The 21026-nt window shown below is 69.6% G+C and carries 16 protein-coding genes and 1 tRNA gene; 9 read left to right on the forward strand and 8 right to left on the reverse strand.

From position 1 onward, the window contains the following. Positions 1–32: 32 nt before the first annotated feature. The 3 genes from prmC to ACQY9P_RS04595 all read right to left on the reverse strand — a co-directional run bounded on the left by prmC (position 33) and on the right by ACQY9P_RS04595 (position 2259). Complete coding sequence (gene prmC, locus ACQY9P_RS04585) at positions 33–902, reverse strand: peptide chain release factor N(5)-glutamine methyltransferase (RefSeq protein ID WP_421736444.1); 870 nt, start codon at positions 900–902, stop codon at positions 33–35. Between the two features lie 70 nt (positions 903–972). Further along, entirely contained in the window at positions 973–1734 is a 762-nt protein-coding gene (locus ACQY9P_RS04590) for an MOSC domain-containing protein (RefSeq protein WP_421736443.1), read from the reverse strand. Positions 1735–1800: 66 nt separating this feature from the next. Further along, positions 1801–2259 carry a tellurite resistance TerB family protein gene (locus ACQY9P_RS04595; protein ID WP_421736442.1) on the reverse strand — a complete coding sequence of 153 codons (459 nt, stop codon included), beginning with the start codon at positions 2257–2259 and terminating at the stop codon, positions 1801–1803. A gap of 296 nt (positions 2260–2555) precedes the next feature. Between ACQY9P_RS04595 and ACQY9P_RS04600 the strand changes: the two genes are divergently transcribed. Both ACQY9P_RS04600 and ACQY9P_RS04605 read left to right on the forward strand, forming a co-directional pair. Then, positions 2556–3770, forward strand: coding sequence for a YihY/virulence factor BrkB family protein (locus ACQY9P_RS04600; RefSeq protein ID WP_421736441.1), 1215 nt, complete (start codon positions 2556–2558; stop codon positions 3768–3770). Between the two features lie 64 nt (positions 3771–3834). Continuing rightward, complete coding sequence (locus ACQY9P_RS04605; protein WP_421736440.1) at positions 3835–4353, forward strand: GNAT family N-acetyltransferase; 519 nt, start codon at positions 3835–3837, stop codon at positions 4351–4353. Between the two features lie 753 nt (positions 4354–5106). On the opposite strand, the gene ACQY9P_RS04610 is transcribed toward ACQY9P_RS04605, so the two are convergent. The 3 genes from ACQY9P_RS04610 to ACQY9P_RS04620 form a co-directional block, all read right to left on the reverse strand. After that, on the reverse strand, positions 5107–5466 hold the full coding sequence (locus ACQY9P_RS04610) for a response regulator (protein ID WP_421736439.1): 360 nt from the start codon (positions 5464–5466) through the stop codon (positions 5107–5109). After that, the gene (locus tag ACQY9P_RS04615; RefSeq protein ID WP_421736438.1) at positions 5463–6611 is read right to left on the reverse strand and encodes a sensor histidine kinase; all 1149 of its coding nucleotides are present in this window, start codon (positions 6609–6611) and stop codon (positions 5463–5465) included. The genes ACQY9P_RS04610 and ACQY9P_RS04615 overlap by 4 nt, the downstream gene beginning before the upstream one ends. A 125-nt stretch (positions 6612–6736) precedes the next feature. After that, positions 6737–8023, reverse strand: a complete 1287-nt coding sequence (locus tag ACQY9P_RS04620) for a dicarboxylate/amino acid:cation symporter (protein WP_421738255.1) — start codon at positions 8021–8023, stop codon at positions 6737–6739. Between the two features lie 91 nt (positions 8024–8114). Between ACQY9P_RS04620 and ACQY9P_RS04625 the strand changes: the two genes are divergently transcribed. The 3 genes from ACQY9P_RS04625 to ACQY9P_RS04635 all read left to right on the forward strand — a co-directional run bounded on the left by ACQY9P_RS04625 (position 8115) and on the right by ACQY9P_RS04635 (position 11313). Next, positions 8115–8191: transfer RNA gene (locus tag ACQY9P_RS04625), tRNA-Arg, on the forward strand. 537 nt (positions 8192–8728) lie between these two features. Then, a complete protein-coding gene (locus ACQY9P_RS04630) occupies positions 8729–10111 on the forward strand; it encodes a bifunctional enoyl-CoA hydratase/phosphate acetyltransferase (RefSeq protein WP_421736437.1) in 1383 nt (460 codons plus the stop codon). Beyond that, entirely contained in the window at positions 10108–11313 is a 1206-nt protein-coding gene (locus tag ACQY9P_RS04635; protein ID WP_421736436.1) for an acetate/propionate family kinase, read from the forward strand. Before ACQY9P_RS04630 ends, ACQY9P_RS04635 begins: the two co-directional genes overlap by 4 nt. Here ACQY9P_RS04635 and ACQY9P_RS04640 read toward each other — a convergent pair. Further along, complete coding sequence (locus ACQY9P_RS04640) at positions 11289–12719, reverse strand: efflux transporter outer membrane subunit (RefSeq protein ID WP_421736435.1); 1431 nt, start codon at positions 12717–12719, stop codon at positions 11289–11291. The genes ACQY9P_RS04635 and ACQY9P_RS04640 overlap by 25 nt on opposite strands. A gap of 140 nt (positions 12720–12859) precedes the next feature. Between ACQY9P_RS04640 and ACQY9P_RS04645 the strand changes: the two genes are divergently transcribed. Genes ACQY9P_RS04645 through ACQY9P_RS04660 form a run of 4 tightly spaced genes read left to right on the forward strand, consistent with a single transcriptional unit; the run spans position 12860 to position 19513 of the window. Next, on the forward strand, positions 12860–13843 hold the full coding sequence (locus tag ACQY9P_RS04645; protein ID WP_421736434.1) for an HlyD family secretion protein: 984 nt from the start codon (positions 12860–12862) through the stop codon (positions 13841–13843). Then, positions 13833–16535 carry a ribosome-associated ATPase/putative transporter RbbA gene (gene rbbA / locus ACQY9P_RS04650; RefSeq protein WP_421736433.1) on the forward strand — a complete coding sequence of 901 codons (2703 nt, stop codon included), beginning with the start codon at positions 13833–13835 and terminating at the stop codon, positions 16533–16535. Before ACQY9P_RS04645 ends, rbbA begins: the two co-directional genes overlap by 11 nt. 3 nt (positions 16536–16538) lie before the next feature. Next, positions 16539–17660, forward strand: coding sequence for an ABC transporter permease (locus ACQY9P_RS04655; protein WP_421736432.1), 1122 nt, complete (start codon positions 16539–16541; stop codon positions 17658–17660). A 47-nt stretch (positions 17661–17707) separates the two neighbouring features. Further along, on the forward strand, positions 17708–19513 hold the full coding sequence (locus ACQY9P_RS04660; RefSeq protein WP_421736431.1) for a PHA/PHB synthase family protein: 1806 nt from the start codon (positions 17708–17710) through the stop codon (positions 19511–19513). Positions 19514–19870: 357 nt separating this feature from the next. Here the strand turns inward: ACQY9P_RS04660 and ACQY9P_RS04665 are convergent, their stop codons facing one another. Then, the gene (locus tag ACQY9P_RS04665; protein ID WP_421736430.1) at positions 19871–20893 is read right to left on the reverse strand and encodes an IS110 family transposase; all 1023 of its coding nucleotides are present in this window, start codon (positions 20891–20893) and stop codon (positions 19871–19873) included. Between the last annotated feature and the right edge of the window lie 133 nt (positions 20894–21026).

A 21026-nucleotide genomic window follows, 5' to 3' on the forward strand; every position in this document is an offset into this window, starting at 1 on the left:
TTTTTGGAAGGAGACCTCTTTCGTCTAGCCTCTCACGCGGGGGTTTCCAAGGGATTTTTCACCCCGGTCACGACGCGGTCATGCGTCGACAGATCCTTGATCGTCCGCACGTTGGTGGCGCCGGCCTGCCTGAACAGGGCTTCGACGTCGACCGACTGGTCGTAGCCGATCTCGACGGCGAACATACCGGCGGGCTTGAGCACTCGCAGGATCTCGGGCGCCAGATGGCGATAGGCGTCCAGACCGTCGGGACCGCCGTCCAGGGCCAGGCGCGGTTCGTGGTCGCGGACCTCGGGCTCCAGCGTCTCGATGATGTGGCTGGCGATATAGGGCGGGTTGGAGACCACCAGGTCAAAGCCCGCGTCGCCCAGGCCGGCCGTCCAGTCGCCGCGCAGCAGGGCCGCGCGGGTGTTGAGGTCCAGGCTGGCGGCGTTCTCGCGGGCCACGGCCAGGGCCTCTTCCGAGACGTCGATGCCCAGCCCCCTGGCGGCCGGCCGCTCGGCCAGCACCGCCAGAAGGATGGTTCCGGAGCCCACGCCCAGGTCCAGCATGTTGAAGGCCATGGCCTCGGGGAAGGCCTTCAGCACCTCGTCGACGATGACCTCGGTCTCGGGGCGCGGCGTCAGGACGTTCTTGTTGACCTGCAGCAGGATCTTCCAGAAGCCCTTGCGGCCAATGATGTGGCTGACCGGCTCGCGGCGGGCGCGGCGGTTCAGATACTCGTCCAGCGTCGCCATCTGTTCTTGCGTCAGCACGCGATAGGGATCGGTGATGATGTCGGTGCGGGTGACGTCGGCGGCCACTTCCAGCAGCAGGCGGGCGTCGATGGCCGGCTGGTCGATCTGAACGTTCTTCAAACGCTCCTTGGCGGCGGTCCAGGCTTTGACGAGGGTCAGGGTCATGGGCGGTCAAATAGCGCGAGTTGAAGCCGGCTGCCATTCCAATTCCCCGCCCGTCCGGCGGGAGACACGGTCAGCTCAAGGCCAGCCTGTCGCCTTCCCGGATCTCACCGCCCTGCGTGACGTTCAGATAGATCCCGCAAAACATGTGGCCGTAGGTGTCGAACAACGCCTTCACCACCTCGATGTCCCGCTCCGCCGTGACCGGATCCACATGGGTCGCCGCACAGCGGACGATGGGCTTGAGGACTTCCGCCGTCGCGCCGCCGACCCGCAGGGTTCGCCCCGTCCAGTCGTTCTCGACCCAGGCCGGCCAGCCCTCGACATAGAGGTTGGCGCGGAACCGCAGGGGATCGACGGAAACGCCCAGTTTGGCCTCCAGGTCGCGCACGCTGGCCAGATTGATGATCGAGACATAGCCCGACCTGCTGTCCATGAACCGGTACGCGCCCGGCCCTTCGACCACGCGCGGCGGGCCGGAAAGATCCTCGCCCAGCAGGCCGGTCAGCCAGGCTTCCAGCCCCGCCCGCCCCTGGCCCGTGCGCAGGTCGCCTGCGAAATCGGGCCGGCCTTCGGCGGCGCAGCGGAACACCCCCGTCGCCTCGTCATAGGCCGTGCGGGCCCTGGCGACGGCGGGGATCTTGGCCAGCACCGTGAACTTCATCTTCGAGATGTGGGCCGGCGCGTCGGGGTCGAAGCCGCTGGGACCGTCCTCCACCGCATAGAGCCGGTCACAGGGAAAGCACGCGCCGGCCGTCAGTTCGGCGGCGACCAGGCGCTCGGGCGTGAACCCCTTGACGGGATGACGGTAGAGGGCGGCGATGCGGGCTTCCATCCCGGCAGGGTCGGCGACGACTCGGCCGAAGGCAAGGGCCCGACAGTCAGACCCGCACCTCGATCCTCATCGGCGTCCCGCGGCGGTGATCAGATCGAACTGGATCGGATCCAGCCCCACCAGGGCGCAGATCCTCAGCAGCACATCGCGCTCCTCGGCGTCGAGACCGCCATCGGCCACCGCCACCGCGCAGGCCGAGTTGACCAGGCGCCGCGCGGCGTCATCGCGGCCCCGCAGGCGGCGGACCATCAATTCCGCCTCGACCCGGGCCCCTTCGGGGTCCGCCTCGAAGCGTTGCTCAAAGGCCTCGAACGCCTCGAGCGTATCGTCGACGCCGAACACGGCCAGCACGGACAGGCCGCGCAGGCGCTCCAGCATCCGCCCGCGCTCTTCCAGCGTGACCCAGCCATCGGCATGGGCCACCAGGGCGCAGGCGGCGACCAGCGCGTCCAGCTGTTCCACCTGAGCCGGCGTCCAGGCATCGGTGACGCGGGCCCGTTGGGCGTGAATAGGACTGAAGGACATCAAAAGCTCTCCTCTGTTGGGAGGGCGCACCCGATGTCGGGCTTGCTGGGCTCTTGGGGGGCAACAGACCCTCTGGACCCGGCATCGAGCGCACCCGATGCGGTCCGACATCACGACCACGCCGTTCGGCGTCGATGATCGTCAGAGGGGCCCGGCCCGCCCTATAGAGATTAGGAACGCCGCGGGCCGCCGCAAGACCCCCGCGCGCGCATCACGGCGATAAATCTCGGCCACACCCCGCCGGCCGGCGACGGGAACGTGCGCCGCGCTCACGCTTTCCTAGCGCGGGAGCCCTGATGACCGACGCGCCGCCGCCGAAACGACCGATCCGCTCATGGCTGGCGTCGCGGCCCTATGGGCTGACGCCGTGGATCGTGCTGCTGGCCCTGGCGCCGTTCGCCTTCCCAAGGCCCACAGCAGTCGTCCACGAAGCCCCGCCGGGTCTGTCGGAAGACCGCGTCCTGCCGCCCGACGACTTCGACGCCGCCGAGCCGATGCGCGGCCGCGCCGCCGGCCATCCCCACCACATTCCCCTGCTGGGCTGGCGCGACATCCTGTGGCGCACCTGGCGTGAGATCACCGTCGACCGCCTGCCCGCCGTGGCCGGCGGCGTGACCTTCTACACCCTGCTGGCCCTGTTCCCGGCCATCGGCGCCTTCGTGTCGCTGTACGGCCTGTTTGCCGATGTCGGCGCGGTCCAGAAGCAGCTTGGCGAGATGTCCGGCGTCTTTCCCGCCAGCGTCGTCCAGATCGTCGGCGAGCAGATGCTGCGCCTGGCCAGCCAGGAACAGGCCAAGCTGGGCGTGGCGTTCGTGATCAGCCTGCTGCTGTCGGTGTGGAGCGCCAACGCCAGCATGAAGGCGCTCTTCGACGGGCTGAACATCGCCTATGACGAGGAGGAACGCCGCCACCTGGTCGCCCGAACGGCCCTGACCTACCTGTTCACCTTCTGCGGCGTGCTCTACGCCGCCGCCGCCGCCCTGATCCTGATCGCGACGCCCATCCTGATGGAGCGGGCCCACCTGTCGGCGCTGGTCGAGATCTGGGCGCCCATCCGCTGGATGCTGGTCTGGCTGATGACGGCCGTCGCCTTCGCCGTGCTCTACCGCTTCGCCCCCTGCCGGGCCCGGGCCCGCTGGCGGTGGGTGGTGCTGGGCGCCCTGCTGGCCGCCGCCGGATGGCTGGCCGGCTCGCTGGGCTTCTCGGTCTATGTGAACCGGGTGGCGCACTACGACGCCACCTATGGCCCGCTGGGCGCGGTGATCGCCTTCATGGTCTGGATGTGGTTCTCGATCATGGCCGTGCTGGTCGGGGCCGAGTTCAACGCCGAGATCGAGCATCAGACCGCCATCGACTCCACCACCGGCCCAGAGCGGCCGATGGGCCAGCGCGGCGCGGCGATGGCCGACACCGTCGGTCTGGCCTTCCACCCCTGGGAAATGATCAAGCGCGAGGCGGGGATGGTGCGCCGCGTGGCCGGCGGCGCCTGGACCCGGGTCCGCAAGCGCTGAAGGCTTGGCCGCGTGGAACCCGGAGGCTAGGTTGCCCGCCCTTCCCGCCCGGAACTCGCCTCGCATGCTGCTCGTCGTCGCCAAACCCAGGGATCTCCCCGCCGTCGCAGCGCTGGTGAATTCCGCCTATCGCGGACCCGAGGCGCAGAAGGGCTGGACCACCGAGGCGGCCTTCATGGGCGGCGAGCGCACCAACGCCGAAACCCTGGCCGCCGACCTGGCCGCCAAGCCCGGTTCGGTGATCCTGACCCTGCGCGACAACGAATACGACGCGCCGTTCGCCTGCGTGTGGCTGGAGCCCCAGGCCGACGATGTCTGGCTGCTGGGCATGCTGGCCGTCGCGCCGGACCTGCAGGATCGCGGCGCCGGCCGCGCCCTGATCGACACCTGCGAGGCCTATGTGAAGGCCCGGGGCGGCGCGGCCATCAAGATGACGGTGATCGAGGGTCGCGACACCCTGATCGCCTGGTACGAGCGCCGGGGCTTCCGGCAGACCGGCTTCGAGCCGTTTCCCTACAATGACCGCCGGATCGGCGACACCAGCGGCGAGCTGCGGTTCGTGGTGCTGACCAAGGCGCTGTAGGCGCCGGCGACCACGGGGATTGGCGGCGCTCTATCCCCGTGCTTTCCGATGCAAATACGAATGGAATCAACGCGCTGAAAATAAAATGAGCGCGCCAATCCTCCGCGCTGAAACCGCCCGCATACTGATCTCACCCAGAAGCAGGGGAAGGGACGTCGGCCGGCGACCTGACGGGCTTTTGGGGGTGGTCGAGCGGGAAGCGCCCGTCGGCCGTCGTCGAAGGCCCGGCAGGGTCTGGTGGAGCGGACCGGTCCTTGCGGGGGCTGGACGTGTTGAAGCCGGACCGGGACCGCCGGGAACACCCTTCGGCGCCGCCCGTACGACGCGCGACAGGCCTGGGCTGAAATCGCCCAGGCATTCCGGACGGGTTAGCCAACCCTCCGCCCGCCGGGGGCCGAACGTCGGGAGCGGGTTAAAACCCCGCGTCTCGCAGGCTCACCGGATAACGGATCACGCGGAGCGTCTGTCTTCGTCGAAACGGTACTTAGAACTCACACATTCCGGGCGAGGCCCGGACGCTCCGCGACCCTTCCCATCACCATCGCAGCGAAAGCGCGAGGCGGCGAAGCCGTGCGTCCCCCCCGGGGTCTGGCTTCGCCGGCCCGAGGGAACACACGGCCAGATCCTCTCCCTGTGGGAGAGGGGTCGCCCAACGGGCGACGGAGAGGGGATGCCATGAACAGAAGGGACTTCCCCCTCCGGCGCTTCGCGCCACCTCCCCCGCTAGGGGGAGGATCCACAGCGCAAAGGCGCTCAATGGCCGTCGCTGAACGCCCGCACCGCCAGGCGCAACTGGCCGATGTTCAGCGGCTTGCTCAGCACATGAATGTCCTCGAAGCCCCGGCGCGGCAGGTTGCCATAGCCGGTGGCGAAGACGAACGGCACGCCCCGGGCGCGCAGGGCCTCGGCGACCGGGAACACCATCTGGCCGCCGATATTGACGTCCAGCACCGCCCCGTCCGGCGGCGGCTGGTCGCTGGCCAGCCAAGCCAGGGCCTTGTCGACCGCGCCGAACGACCCGGCGATCTGGCAGCCCAGGTCGCCCAGCAGGTCTTCCAGCATCATCGCCACCAGCGCCTCGTCCTCGACGATCATCACCCGCGGCGCGCTCATGCCGGGGCTCCTGGCTGGGTCAGCGGCACGTGAAGCACGAACCTCAGGCCCTCGGGCTCGAACCGCATTTCGGCCGAGCCGCCCAGGTCGCGGGCCAGGCCCCGCTCGATCAGCCGGGACCCGAAGCCTTGCCGTCGGGGAGCGCCCGACACGGGCGGGCCGCCGCGTTCCAGCCAGTTGAAGGTCAGAGACCGGGCGCCGGGCGTCTCGTCGATCGTCCAGGCGATGTCGACATGTCCGGTTGGCGTCGACAGCGCGCCATGCTTGGCGGCGTTGACGACCAGTTCGTGCAGGGTCATGTGCGCGGTCACCGCCCGCTCGGCCGTGATGCGGATGTCGGGCCCGAGAACCGTGAAGCGCGGGTCGTGCAGGCCGCCGAAGGGCTCCAGCGCCGTCGCCACGATCTCGCGCAGGTCGGCCAGACCCCAGGACTGCCGGGTCAGCATCTCGTGGGCCCGCGAGATCGCCATCAGCCGGGCCTCGAACGCCTCGGTGAAGTCCGCCGGCGACGCGGCCGAGCGCAGGGTCTGGAAGGCGATCGACTGCACGGCGGCCAGGGTGTTCTTCACCCGATGGTCCAGCTCGCGCAGCAGGAAGGCCCGGCGCTCCAGCGACTCGCTGAGCGAGGCGTAGAGCCGGCCGGCCTCGAGGGCGGCGGCGGTGGCGCGGGCCATCACCCGCAGCTTGGTCACCGTTTCGGCCGAGGGGGTATGTTCGCGGGCCCAGTAGGCGCCGATCGCGGCGATCGGATCCTCGGGCCGCACGGGGGTCATGACCAGGCTTTTGACGAAGGTCGGTCGGTAGGCGTCGTGCGGAACCCGCTCATCCTTGTAGATGTCGGGAATGATCACGGTCTGACGGTTGAGCATGGCCCAGCCCGCGACGCACTCGGTCAGCGGAAAGCGCCGGCCCTTCCACAGGGGGCCCATCGCGTCCTCGTCGACATACCAGCACTGGTCGGCGTCGCGCATCACGAAGGCCACGCCGTCGGCGCCCGAGATGCGCCGCGCCGAAGAGCGCACGACGGCCGCCACCTGGTCGATGGTCCGCGCGCCCGACAGGGCCTCGATCATCTCGACCAGCGTGATCAGCGCGGTGTCGGACTCCGTGTCCGCGGCATCGCCGATCGCCGAATCCAACATCATTTACGCTCGACATGACTCTATCGTCGCTCAAGCCTAGCATGGCCCCGCCGCGTCACAAGGCGAGGAGATCGGCCAAGCTTGCACTATTTTCGGTTGCATCGCGAACGCCCCGCGCGCCGGCCTTCCTAGTCGGCGTACGGATCAGCGATCGGTTCCGCCGTCGACGAAACCGGGCCTCGCCGCAACTCCCGCGACAATTGCTCACGATCCAGGGCGCCGTCCCAGCGGGCCACGACCAGGGTCGCCACGCCGTTGCCCACCAGGTTGGTCAGGGCCCGGCACTCGCTCATGAACCGGTCCACCCCGACCAGCACCGCCAGGGCGGCGATCGGGATATCGGGGACCACCGCCAGGGTCGCGGCCAGGGTGATGAAGCCCGCCCCCGTCACACCGCTGGCCCCCTTCGAGGTCAGCATCGCCACGCCCAGCAGGGTCAGTTCCTGGGCCAGGCTGACATGGGTGTTGGTCGCCTGGGCCAGGAACAGGGTGGCCAGGGTCATGTAGATATTGGTGCCGTCCAGATTGAAGCTGTAGCCGGTAGGGATCACCAGTCCGACCACGGACTTCTTGGCCCCCAGCCGCTCCAGCTTCTCCATCATCTGGGGCAGGACCGATTCCGAGGAACTGGTGCCCAGCACGATCAGCAGCTCCTCGCGGATATAGGCCAGGAACCGCAGGATCGAGAAGCCGGCCGCGGCGGCGATACCGCCCAGAACCACCAGCACGAAGATCAGGGCCGTCAGATAGAAGGTGGCCACCAGCGCGCCCAGCTGGACCAGGGCGTCGATCCCGTACTTGCCGATCGTGAAGCCCATCGCCCCGAAGGCGCCCAGGGGCGCGAAGCGAACCACCACATGGATGATACCGAAGAACAGCTTGGCCAGGGCTTCCAGGCCATCGGCCACCTTGTCGCCGAAATCGCCCATCCGGGTGCAGGCAAAACCGGTCAGCACCGCGATGACCAGCACCTGCAGCAGGTTGCCCTCGGAAAACGCGCCGAAGAAGGTGTCGGGGATCAGGTGCAGCAGATAGGCGACCAGCCCCTCGCCATGCTGGGCCTTGGCCAGGTAGCCGGCGGCGATCTTGGGATCCAGCGTCGCCGGATCGATGTTGAAGCCCCGCCCGGGCTGCACCACCTTGCCGACGATCAGGCCGATGATCAGGGCCACGGTCGAGACGACCTCGAAATAGACCAGGGCCTTGGCCCCGACGCGGCCGAAGGCCTTGATGTCGCCCATCCGCGCGATGCCGCCGGCCACGGTGCAGAAGATCACCGGCGCGATGACCAGCTTGATCAGCTTGATGAAGGCGTCGCCCAGCGGCTTCAGCCCCACCCCGACCGTCGGCCACAGCGCGCCGACCAGGATTCCCAGCGCGATGGCGATCAGGACCTGCACATAGAGCGACTTCAGACGTCCAAACACACCCATCGTTTCCCCCGTTTCCGGACGGGGTTCGCAAGCCCGCCATCCTGCGCTATTGACCCCTGCCCGCGCGGCGCGCGGCCCGGTAGCTCAGCAGGATAGAGCAGCGCTTTCCTAAAGCGAAGGTCAGGGGTTCGAGTCCCTTCCGGGCCGCCAAAATATTTAATTAAATCAATATCTTATATAGAATCTCATCGACTTTCTTGGTGGCGAAAATCAGAACAAACCCGGTAGTGCGGGGGTGTGCGGGACCCCATTCCCCGCAATAGTCCCGCATAATGTTCTGCGTGCGTTCTTAGATTTTGCTGGGCGGGGAGCGCTATGTGGTTCATGCGATGACCTCTCGCTCGGCGCCGACCACTTCAGATTTGCGCCAATTGCTGCCGTTGGGGCGGCTCCAAGAACTCGACCTTCACCGCCCCGTCATGGACGCCGCCACCCCCGAACTGACGTAGGGCCCGGTCGACCAGACCGGCTGGCGCACGGTCGCGAGGCCCACGCGCCCATTCTGCTGCGCTCTCTCGGTCATGCGAGAGCAGCGCCGCCGGGAATGGATGCAGGCCGAGCTCCAAGCCAGCGCCGATCGCCCTTAAGGCGGCGCCCGGCTTGTCCCGACAGGGCGGCCAACGCATTGTGGACCAGCGTAGCCGTCGCCTGCTCCGGGTCGGCGATCTCAAGCTTGGAAGCGAACGCGTGAGTACGGCTGATTTCATCGAGAACCGCACGTTCGACGAAATCCGGCTCGGCGAGGTCGGCCGTCTGAGTCGGGCGCTGGCGCCCGAGGATCTGGAACTTTCGCGCGCCCTCGTCGGCGGCCTGAGCAATGGCGCCGAGCCGGCGTGGACAGTATGGAGCGCGGGTCTACTGACCGCGACTTTCGGCCTGCGCCTGCCCGGGCCGGGCGCCGAGACGATCAGCCAGACCTTGAGGTTCCTGACCGCGCCGACGGTGGGCGACACCGTCACCGCCACGGTCGAGGCGCGCGAGAAGACGGCCAATAACGTCGTCGTCTTCGACTGCCGCCTGAACGGCTCGCGCGGCGAGCTGCTGGCCAACGGCTCGGCGGAGGTCCGCGCGCCTGCCGAGAAGCTGCGCCGCGCCGTCGAGGTCCCGCCCGATATCCGCGTTTCCGACCATGACGGCTACAGGCGGCTGATCGACGCGACGCGCGGCGGCGCTCCCGCCGCGACCGCCATCGTCCACCCCTGCAGCGCCGCCGCCCTTTTGGCCGCCGTTGACGCGGCCGAGGCCGGACTGATCGCCCCGATCCTGGTCGGCCCCGAAGGCAAGATCCGCAAGGCCGCCGAGGAGGCGGGCAAGGACCTGAGCGACTTCCGCATCGTTCCCGCCGCCCATAGTCACGAAGCCGCCGCCAAGGCCGTAGAGCTCGTGCGATCGGGCCAGGTCCAGCTGTTGATGAAGGGCTCGCTGCACACCGACGAGCTGATGGGCGCGGTCGTCGCCTCGGCGACCGGCCTGCGCACGGAACGCCGGATCAGCCACGTCTATGTCATGGATGTGCCCTCGCATCCCGCGCCCCTGCTGATCACCGACGCGGCGATCAACATCGCGCCGACCCTGCTCGAAAAAGCCGACATCATCCGCAACGCCATCGACTTGGCCCACGTGATCGGCATCGCTCAGCCGCGCGTGGCGATCCTGTCGGCGGTCGAAACGGTCAATCCGGCCCTCCCCTCCACTCTGGAAGCGGCCGCCCTTTGCAAGATGGCCGACCGGGGGCAGATCGCCGGCGGCCTGCTGGACGGACCGCTGGCCTTCGACAACGCCGTCTCCGAGGCCGCCGCTGCCGAAAAGGGCATCGTCTCGCCCGTGGCCGGCAAGGCGGACATCCTGGTGGCCCCCACCCTGGAGGCGGGCAACATGCTAGCCAAGCAGCTGACCTTCCTGGGCGGGGCCGACGCCGCCGGCGTGGTGCTGGGCGCGCGGGTCCCGATCATCCTGACCAGCCGGGCCGACAGCCTGCGCACGCGACTGGCCTCCTGCGCCGTGGCCGTGCTGATGGCACGCGCGGCGACCAAGGCCGCCCCCGGTCTGGCCAAGGAGCCGACCGCGTGAAGGCCATCGTCAGCCTCAACTCCGGCTCTTCCAGCATCAAGTTCTCGTTGTTCACGGTCGACGGCGCGGGTCCGCCCAAACTCTCGGCCGGCGGCAAGATCGAGAAGATCGGCATCGCCCCGGAACTGGTCGCCAAGACCATTGAGGGCGAGGTCCTGCTGCAACACGCCTGGCCCGACGGCGCGGCCCTGCGCCACGCCGACCTGCTGGAGTTCCTGTTCGCCTGGGCGGTCGAGCATCTGGAGGATCGCGAGATCATCGCCATCGGCCATCGCGTCGTGCATGGCGGGATCGACTTCGCCGAGCCGCTCAGGGTGACGCCGGAGCTACTGGCGGCGCTCGACAAGCTGAGCCCCCTAGCGCCGCTGCACCAGCCGCACAACCTGGCCGCCATCCACGCCATCACCCGCCTGGCGCCGGACCTGCCGCAAGTCGCCTGCTTCGACACGGCCTTCCATCACCACCGGCCCGAGATCGCGACTTGGTTCGCCCTGCCCCGCGAACTGCACGCGCGCGGCGTGCGGCGCTACGGCTTCCACGGCCTGTCCTACGAGTTCATCACCCGCCGCCTGCGCGAGATCGACCCGGCCCTGGCGAGTGGCCGGGTGATCGCCGCCCACCTCGGCAACGGGGCCAGCCTCTGCGCCATGCGCGACGGCAAGAGCGTCGACACCACCATGGGCTTCACGGCCCTGGACGGTCTGATGATGGGCACGCGATCGGGCGCCCTGGACCCCGGCGTGGTGCTGCACCTGCAGACCCAGCTGGGCATGAGCCCGGACCAGGTCGAGGATCTGCTCTATCGGAAATCGGGCCTGCTGGGCGTGTCGGGCGTCTCCAGCGACATGCGCGTTCTGTCCGCGAGCGCCGCGCCGGAGGCCGATGCGGCCATCGAGCTCTTCGCCTGGCGCGCCGCTCGCGAGATCGCCGCCCTGGCGGCCAGCTTGGGCGGGGTAGACGGCCTGGTCTTCACCGCCGGGATCGGCGAGAAGCACGCCGACGCGCGCGCCCGGATCGCCCGGCGCCTGGAATGGATGGGGCTGCGCCTCGACGAGGCCGCCAACGCCGGCAACGCCACCCATCTTTCGACGCCCGACAGCCGCGTGCGAGCGCTGGTCATCCCGACTGACGAGGAGCTGATGATCGCCCTGCACACCCTGCGGGTGGCGCGGGGGGATCAGGCCGCGCCCAGCGCCCGGTAGAGATCGATCGAGGCCTCCAGCGCGGCCGAACGGGCGACGATACCCTGGTCTCGCGCCTCCCAGAGCCGCTGGTCGGCGCGCAGCACCGGGTCCAGCGCGAGCTCTCCCACGGCGTGGGCGCGATCGGCGGCGTGGCGCACCTTGGCGATCTCGCCGATCACAGCCTCGACCTGCTGGGTCCGCTCGGCCCCGGCCCGCACCGCGGCCAGGGCGGTGTCGATCTCGGCCGCCGCCTTCTCGGTCGTGGCGCGATAGACGGCCAGCGCCTCGGCCTCGCGTCCCTTGGCCGCGCGTAGGTCGGCGTTCAGCCGTCCCCAGTCGAGCAGCCGCCAGCGCACCGAGGCCCCTCCCAGCCAGAGCTTGGCGTCGGGATCGAACAGCCGGGCCGCGTCCGTGCTGGAGAACCCGACCAGGCCGCCAAGGCTCACGGACGGATAGTACCCCGCCATCGCCACCCGCACCCCCGCGTGGCTGGCGGCGACCGCCCCCTCGGCCGCCGCCACGTCCGGCCGCCGCGCTACGGCGGCGGCCGGAGCGTCCAGCACGGCGGCGGGCAAGGCCGTCGGCAGGCCTCCCGTCTCGGCGAGCAGAGCATGGCTCTGGCCCAGCGGCGCGCCCTGCAGCACGTCCAGCGCGTCGGCGGCCTTTACCAGGCCCGCCGCCAGAGAAGGGCGCGCGGCTCCAAGCGCGGCCAGCTCGGCCCTGGCCGCATTGACCTCGACCCTCGCCCCCTCGCCCACGGCGGCCCGACGCTCGGTCAGCTTCAGCGCGCGCTCGGCCAGGGCGGTCCGCGCGTCGAGGACGGCCGATCGGCCCTGCAGGGCGCGCAGTAGGACATAGGCCCGGGCGGTCTCGGCGGCGACCGCCACCCGCATGGCCCGCGCCTTTTCGACCTCCAGTTCGACCTGGGCCGTCCGCGCCTCGCGCGCCTGGCGGATCTGTCCGAACAGGTCGGCCTCCCAGCCCACCGTCAGGACACTGGCGTAGAGATCGGTCTCGCGGTTCAGTCGGAAACCTTCGAGGAGACTTCCTACGGGGCTGGAGGCGCTGTCCTCGCCGCGGCCCCCGACGCCGGAAACCTGGCCGATCGGCAGCGACAGGGCCCGCACCGCGTCAATGCCCGCGCGGGCCTGCTCGATTCGAGCGGCCGCCATCCGAAGATCGGCGTTGTTTTTCAGGGCCGCCTCGACGCAGGCGGTCAGGGAAGCGTCGCCGAGGCCATGCCACCAAGCCGCGAGCGCCACGGCGCCGGACGACGCCACCGCGTCCTGGGCAGGAAAGCGGGCGGGCAGCTCAGGTTGCGGCGCAACATAGGGTCGCCCCACCGCGCAGCCTGCCAGGGCCGCGCCCCAGGCGCCCACGGCGATGGCAGATCCCCGGCCCAGAAAGGCTCGCCGCGAAATCATCTAACCCTCTCCCTAGCCTCGCAGGCCGGAAACTACGCCGCTTGCTTGGCGATCATCGTGAGCTTGATCAAATTATGCTGCACCGCAACGTCGTAATATGCATCACTCTTGTGCGGATCATCGGCGCGGCCAAGGCAAACATGACGAAGCGGCTTCCAGCTTTCCTCCTCGTCCTCGTCATCCTGGGCGCCGCCGGCGGCTATTGGGTCTGGCGCGCCACGCGTGAACCCGGTCCGCCCGAAGGCTTCGTCTACGCTAACGGGCGGGTGGAGCTGCAGCGCTTCGTCGTCTCGGCCAAGATGGCCGGCCGGCTGCTGACGGTCACGCCGCGCGAAGGCGACCTGGTGGAGGCCGGCGCCGTGGTGGCGACCCAGGAAACCGAGCAGTTAGACGCCAGGTCGCAGGCCGCCATCGCCAACGCCGCCGCGGCGCGCGAGGCTGAGGCCCGCGCGGCCGCCGAGGTGCGCGCTCGCCGCGCCGCCGTCGCCCTGGCCCAGGTCGAGACCCGGCGCGCCGATCAACTGGTGGGCGATGAGGCCGTCTCGCCCGCCGACGCCGACCGTCGCCGCACCCAGCGCGACGCCGCCCTCGCCGCCCTGGCCGGGGCCCAGGCCGCTCAGGCCCAGGCCGCCGCCATGGTCCAGGCCGCCGAGGCGCAGCTCAGCGAGGTCCGCTCGGCCATCGGCGACGCCCGCCTGCGCGCGCCGGCGGCCGGCCGGGTCGAGTATCGGCTGCTGGAGCCCGGGGAGATGGTCGGCACCGGCTCGCGGGTACTGACCCTGCTCGACCCGCTCGACGCCTACATGACCGTGTTCATCCCGACCCGCGAGGTGGCCGAGTTGCGCATCGGCGCCGAGGCGCGGCTGAAGCTGGACGCCGCCCGCCCGCTGGTCGCTCCGGCCCGCGTGGCCTTCATCGCCGCCGACGCCCAGTTCACCCCGCGCACGGTCGAGACGGCCTCCGAGCGCGACAAGCTGATGTACCGCGTGAAGCTGGCGATCGACCGCGACTGGCTGGCCTCCCACCGCGACGGCGTCCATGGAGGCCTGACCGGCGAGGCCTATGTCCGGCGCGACGCCAAGGCCCCTTGGCCCGTCGATCTGGGGCTCAACGATGGCCGCTGAAGCGCTGGTCGAGGTCAGCGGGCTCACGCACCGCTACGGCAAGCGCCTGGCCTTGCGCGAGGTGTCGCTGACCATACCGGCCGGCTCGACCACCGCCGTGGTCGGTCCCGACGGGGTCGGCAAGTCGGCCCTGCTGTCACTGATCGCTGGCGCGCGCCGGATGCAGACGGGCGAGGTGCGAGTCTTCGGCGCCGACATGCGGCGCGGACGCCAGCGCGCCAAGACCTTCGAGCGCATCGCCTTCATGCCCCAGGGCCTGGGCAAGAACCTCTATCCGACGCTTTCGGTGCGGGAGAACATCGACTTCCACGGCCGGCTCTACAGCCAGCCGTCCGATGAGCGGCGCGCGCGCATCCAGCGGCTGACCGAGGCCACCGGCCTCTCCCGTTTCCTGGACCGCCCGGCCGGCAAGCTTTCGGGCGGCATGAAGCAGAAGCTCTCGCTGTGCTGCGCCCTGGTCCACGACCCCGACCTTCTGATCCTCGACGAGCCGACGACCGGCATCGACCCGCTGTCGCGCCGCCAGTTCTGGGCGCTGATCGACCAGCTCCGCGCCGCCCGCCCGGGCATGACGGTGCTGGTCGCCACCGGCTACATGGAGGAGGCCGAGCGCTTCGAGCGGATCGTCGCCCTCGACGACGGCCAGATTCTCGCGGACGGCCCAGCCGCCGAGGTGATCGGCGACGCCGGGGGCATGGAGGCCGCCTACACCCTGCTCGTCTCGGGCAAGCCAGCAGAGCCGGTCGTCGCCCCGCCCCTGAAGGATGACGACGGAACGCCCGCGATCCGCGCCCAGGGTCTGACCCGGCGCTTCGGCGACTTCGTCGCGGTCGAGGACGTCAGCTTCGAGATCCGGCGCGGGGAGATCTTCGGGTTCCTGGGCTCGAACGGCTGCGGCAAGACCACGACGATGAAGATGCTGGTTGGGCTGCTGGCCGCCAGCTCAGGCGAGGCCGAGGTGCTGGGCGAGCCCGTCGACGCCTCATCGATCGCCCGCCGCGCCCGGCTCGGCTACATGTCCCAGGCCTTCTCGCTCTACGAGGAGCTGACGGTCCGGGGAAACCTCGCCCTCCAGGCCAAGCTCTACGGCATTCCGGCGGGCGAGCGGGACCGGCGACTGGACGAGGCCCTTCGGGCCTTCGACCTCATGGGGAACGCCGACAGCTACCCGGGCAGCCTACCGCTGGGCGTGCGCCAGCGCCTGCAACTGGCGGCCGCCTGCCTGCACCGGCCGGACATTCTCATCTTGGACGAGCCGACCTCGGGCGTGGACCCGGCCGCGCGCGACATGTTCTGGCGCACGATCATCAGGCTGGCGCGCGAGGACGGAGTGACCGTCTTCCTGTCGACCCACTTCATGAACGAGGCCGCCCGCTGCGACCGGATCTCGCTGATGGACGCGGGCAAGGTGCTGGCCGTCGGCGCGCCGGAGGCCCTGCGCGCGCAGCGGGGCGCGGCGACGCTGGAGGAAGCCTTCGTCGACTATCTCGCCGAGGCACAGGGGGGCGAGGCCCCGGCGGCCGCGCCGCCGGTCGCCACCACGACGGCCGGCCGCCCGCGCTCGCGGCCGCTGGCGCGCATCTGGGCCTTCGCCAGCCGCGAGAGCCTGGAGCTGCGACGCGATCCCGTCCGGCTGGGCTTTGGGATCTTCGCGCCCCTGCTGCTACTGTTCGTCTTCGCCTATGGCATCTCGTTCGACGTCGAAAACCTGACCTTCGCCGTGCTCGACCAAGACCAGAGCGTCGAGAGCCGGGGCCTGGCCCAGGCGTTCGAGGGGTCGCGCTACTTCCAGCGCAAGCCGCCCTTCGAGAGCATAGACGACATGACCCGCCGCCTGCGGGCCGGCGAGGTGACGGTGGCCGTCGCCATTCCACCCGGCTACGGCAAGGCTCTGCTGTCGGGACGCCAGCCCGAGGTCGGCCTGACGGTCGACGGCGCCGCGCCCTTCCGGGGCGAGACGGCGGAGGGCTACGCCTTGGCCCTGATGCAGGCCTACGCCTACGACCGTATCCGGCAGCAGTATGGCGTCTCGCCAGTCCGGGCCGCGCCGATGAGCCTGGAGCCGCGCTTCCGCTACAACCAGGGCTTCCGCAGCGTGTTCGCCATCACCCCCGGGGTGATCATGTTCGCCCTGGCGCTGATCCCGGCCATGACCACGGCCTTGGGCGTGGTGCGAGAGCGGGAGCTGGGTTCGATCCTGAACCTCTACACCTCGCCGGCGACGGTGGGCGAGTATCTGATCGGCAAGCAGGCACCCTATGTGGTCGTGGCGATGGTCGCCTTCCTGGCCCTGGTCGCCAGCGCGGTCGGCTGGTTCGGCGCGCCCATCAACGGCTCCCACCTCGCGCTGCTGGTGGGCGGGCTGGTCTACGTCTTCGCCAGCACGGCTTTCGGCGTCCTGCTGTCGTCGGTGCTGCGCAGCCAGACGGCGGTGATGGCCGCGACGGCCATCCTGACCCTGATCCCCGCTGTCAACTTCTCCGGCTTTCTCTATCCGGCGTCGGAGATCGAGGGCGCGGGTCGGCTGATCCACGCCATCTTCCCGGGTGCCTGGTTCCAGCAGGTCAGCCTGGGCGCCTTCGTGAAGGCGCGGAGCCTGGCCGACCTGGCGCCGGCGATCGCCGTGCTGGCGATCCTGGGTTTCGTCCAGCTGGCGGCCGCACGGGTCCTGCTCCAGAAGCAGGAGGCCTGAGCCGTGCGCCCGACCAACCTCCTGAACCTGACCCTGAAGGAGTTCGCCAGCCTATGGCGCGATCCGGCGGCGATCGTGCTGATCCTGTTCGCCTTCACCTTCGCGGTCTACACCGTCTCGAAGGACATTAAGACCGAAGTCAACAACGCCCCGATCGGGGTGGTCGACAACGATAACTCTCCCCTGTCGCGCCGCCTGACCGACGCCCTGCGGCCGCCGCTGTTCCGCGCCCCGATCCCCCTGACCGCCCAGACCGCCGACACGGTCCTGGAGAGGGGCCAGGTGATCTTCGTGCTGGAGATCCCGCCGAGTTTCGAAGCCGATCTGCTGCGCGGCCGCAAGCCGGGCCTGATGCTGCTGATCGACGCCACGGCCATGACCCAGGCGGGCCTGGGCGCCAGCCATGTCGGCCGCATCGTCGCCGCCGAGGTCGCCGACGCGCTCGGTTCGCCGTCGATCGAGGCCTCCCTGCCCGTGCGGGTGGTCCCGCGCACGGCGTTCAATCCGAACCACCAGGCCATCTGGTTCGTCTCGGTGATGCAGATCACCCTGGACCTCACAATCCTGTCGATCCTGCTGGTCGGGGCGGCCTTCATGCGCGAGCGCGAGCGCGGCACGATCGAGCGGCTGCTGGTCATGCCCGTCACCCCGATGGAGGTGGCGCTGGGCAAGATCATCGCCAACGGCGTGGTCGTGGCAGCGGCGGCCTTCCTGTCGTTGCAGTTCGTGGTGCAAGCCGGGCTGGGCGTGCCGATCCACGGCTCGGTGGCGCTGTTCATGGCCTGCGTCGCGCCCTATCTGTTCGCCACGGCGGCCATCGGCATCCTCCTGGCCACCTCGGCCGGATCGATGCCGCAGTTCGCCCTGATGTCGATCCCGGTCTTCGTGATCCTGAACCTGCTGTCCGGGGCGGTGACTCCCATGGAGAGCATGCCTGCCCCGATGCGCATGGTCATGGAAGCCTCACCGACCACCCAGTTCGTGGCTCTGTCCAGCGCCATCCTGTTCCGAGGCGCCGGCCTGGCCGAAATCTGGGAGCACCTGGCGGCGATCATGGTCGTGGGATCCATGGCCCTGGCCCTGGCCCTACTCCGCTTCCGGGCCCAGATGCAGAAAGCGGGATGAAAACGCTCATGACCGCCAGCCCCGCCCCTCAGACGAGCGAGCCGCCGATGCCCAACCGCGTTCCGATCCCGCGTCCGCCCGAGCCGATCTCGGCAAAGCCCGCCCGCGCCCCGAACCCAGCCCCCGAACCCCTGGACGGGGTGGCCGAAACCCTGGACCGCGCCGCCGGGGCCTTGGTGGCCCAGGCGACCGGCGGCATCTCGCCGGCCACCCTGGTCCAGTCGTTCTCGGACTGGTGGACCCACCTGGCGATGTCGCCCGGCAAGCAGTTGACCCTGGTGGCCAAGTCCGCGCGCAAGACCCAGCGCCTGGCGGACTTCGCCATGCGCGCCCAGGAGCAGCAGGATCCCGCGCCGGCGATCGAGCCCCTGCCCCAGGACCGCCGGTTCCGCGACCCGGCCTGGAAGCAAGCGCCCTACAACCTGATCTCCCAGGCCTTCCTGCTGAACCAGCAGTGGTGGCACGCGGCCACGACCGGCGTCGGCGGCGTCAGCGCCCATCACGAGCAGGTCGTCGAGTTCGCCACCCGCCAGGTGCTGGACATGTTCGCCCCCACCAATTTCGTGGCGACCAATCCCGTGCTCCGGCAGCGGATCCTGGAGACGGGCGGGCGCTGCCTGGTCGACGGGGCGCGTCACCTGTTCGAGGACCTTGGCCGCACCATGCGCGGCGAGCCGCCGGTGGGCGTCCAGGCGTTCCCGGTGGGCGAGGCGGTCGCCGCCACCCCGGGCAAGGTGGTGCTGCGCAACCAGCTGATCGAGCTGATCCAGTACGCCCCCACCACCGAGACGGTGCGTCACGAGCCGGTGCTGATCATCCCGGCCTGGATCATGAAGTACTACATCCTGGACCTGTCGCCGGAGAACTCGCTGATCGCCTGGCTGCGCGACCAGGGCTACACCGTCTTCGCGATCTCCTGGCGAAATCCCCGCCCCGCCGACCGGGGCATGGACATGGACGACTATCGGCGGCTTGGCCCGATGGCCGCCCTCGACGCGATCGGGGCCATCACCGGCGCCGCCAGGACCCACGCCCTGGGCTATTGCCTGGGCGGGACGCTGCTGGCGATCACGGCCGCGGCCATGGCGCGCGACGGCGACGAGCGCCTGGCCAGCCTGACCCTGCTGGCCGCCCAGACCGACTTCACCGAGCCCGGCGAGCTGAGCCTCTTCATCGACGAGGCCCAGGTGAACCTGCTGGAGAGCATGATGTGGAGCCGGGGCTATCTGGAAAGCGCCCAGATGGGCGGCGCCTTCCAGCTGCTGCGCTCCAGCGACCTGATCTGGTCGCGGGTGCTGTCGACCTATCTGATGGGCCAGCGCGAGCCGCTGAACGACCTGATGGCGTGGAACGCCGACGGCACGCGCATGCCCTACGCGATGCACTCCCAGTATCTGCGCCGCCTGTTCCTGGGCAACGACCTGGCCGAGGGGCGCTTCCTGGCCGACGGCCGGCCGGTCACCCTGTCAGCGGTGAACGCGCCGATGTTCGTGGTCGGGGCGGAGACCGATCACGTCGCGCCATGGCGCTCGGTCTTCAAGATCCACCTGTTCTCGGACTCGGCGATCCGCTTCCTGCTCGCCAGCGGCGGCCACAACGCCGGCATCGTGTCTGAGCCCGGCCATGCTGGCCGCCACTACCGGGTCCTGTCGCGCCCCGCCCACGGCCCGGCGCTGGATGCGGAAGACTGGCTGGCCCGCGCCGAGGCCAGGGACGGCTCGTGGTGGCTGGACTGGAAACGATGGCTGGACAGCCAGTCCGGCGAGCCCGCTCCGCCGCCGCCCCTGAGCGCGCCCGAGCGGGGCTATCCTGCCCGGATCGACGCGCCGGGATCCTATGTGCGCGAGCGGTGATGGTCGCACGCCCGGTGGCTCGCCCAGTCTCGCTGGGCTCCGCTCTGGCCTCTCCCCCCTTCTCGGCAGCTTCTGCGGCTGAACTGCGCCATGTGTGGACGGCTCCCCGTTGGCAAGGGTTGATCTGATGTTCTGCTAGGCTTGGTCGGTGCGGCCATGTGTTCGACCTGTTAGTGCGGTACGCATGACCGCTGGCCATAATGCCTTTCGCGAAGATGGGTCCCGACCATAAGCACGCGCTCGAGGCGCGCTGGCGCAGATGGGTTTTCCCGCCTTCCGGTATCGACCGGCTGTTGCATTACATCTCGTCCGCCCTTCCCAAGTTCGTCGGCCGCGGCGTGGCGCCGAGCCTGTCTTCTAAGCCGGCTGCGGCTCCCTGTAGCGTTCGCCGCTGGTCATGATCGCCCAGATCATTCGGGCGTTCTTGTTGGCGAGCGCGACCGCCGCGACCTTCGGCGTTCGTCGGGCCAGCAGTTGCACCAACCACGGCCGACGCGTGCCGTTGCGTTGCGCGTAGCGAACGACGGCCAGTGCGCCGACCACCAGCAGCTGTCGCAGGTATCGATCGCCCTGCTTGGTGATGCCGCCCAGCCGCTCCTTGCCGCCGCTGGAGTTCTGTCGAGGGACCAGGCCGATCCAGGCCGCCAGATTGCGTCCGGTCTTGAAGGCTGCAGGATCGGCCACGGCGGCGACCATGGCGCTGGCCAGCAGCGGCCCGACCCCAGGGATTTCCATCAATCGGCGGCCAACTTCGGTCGCGCGGGCATTGGTCCGGATCAGCCGATCGTTCTCGAGGATCTGCAGGTTCACCAACCGAAGCTGATCGACCAGCATGGTGAGGCACACGCGCGCTTCTCGCGTCACCCGTTCGTCCGCGCCATCGAGGATCACCGCGATCAACTTGCCCAGCCCTTCTCGACCGATCGCGGCGGTCAGGCCGAACTCGGCCATGTGACCCCGGATCGCGTTGGAGAGCTGGGTGCGTTGGCGCGTCATGACCAGCCGTGTCCGATGCAGCACCATCACGCCCTGCTGCTCAGGCGACTTCACCGGCACGAACCGCATCGTTGGGCGGGTCACCGCCTCGCAGATAGCCTCCGCGTCGGCCATGTCGTTCTTCTGGCGCTTCAAATAGGGCTTCACGTAACTGGGCGGCATCAGCCGAGCCTCATGGCCTAGCCTGGTGAGCTCGCGCGCCCAGTGATGGGATGCGCCGCACGCCTCGATACCGACGAGGCAGGGCTCCAACTTGGCGAAGAACGACAGCAGACGCGCTCGCGGGAGCTTCTGCCGAATGACGACGGCGCCCTCCGCGTCGACGCCGTGCACCTGGAACACCGACTTGGCGATGTCCAAACCGATCGTGACAACCTGACCCATGGCCTTTCCTCCAGCTCTAACCGGAAGCCAAGGCTGCCGGTGGGGTGGAGAGCCGTCCACAGCATCACTAGCGGACTCTCGAACCGCCCAGGAACACGACGTTCAGTTCACAGCCAACACGGACATCGGCCTG

The sequence above is a fragment of the Caulobacter sp. genome (genome assembly GCF_965279145.1).
GTDB lineage: Bacteria > Pseudomonadota > Alphaproteobacteria > Caulobacterales > Caulobacteraceae > Caulobacter.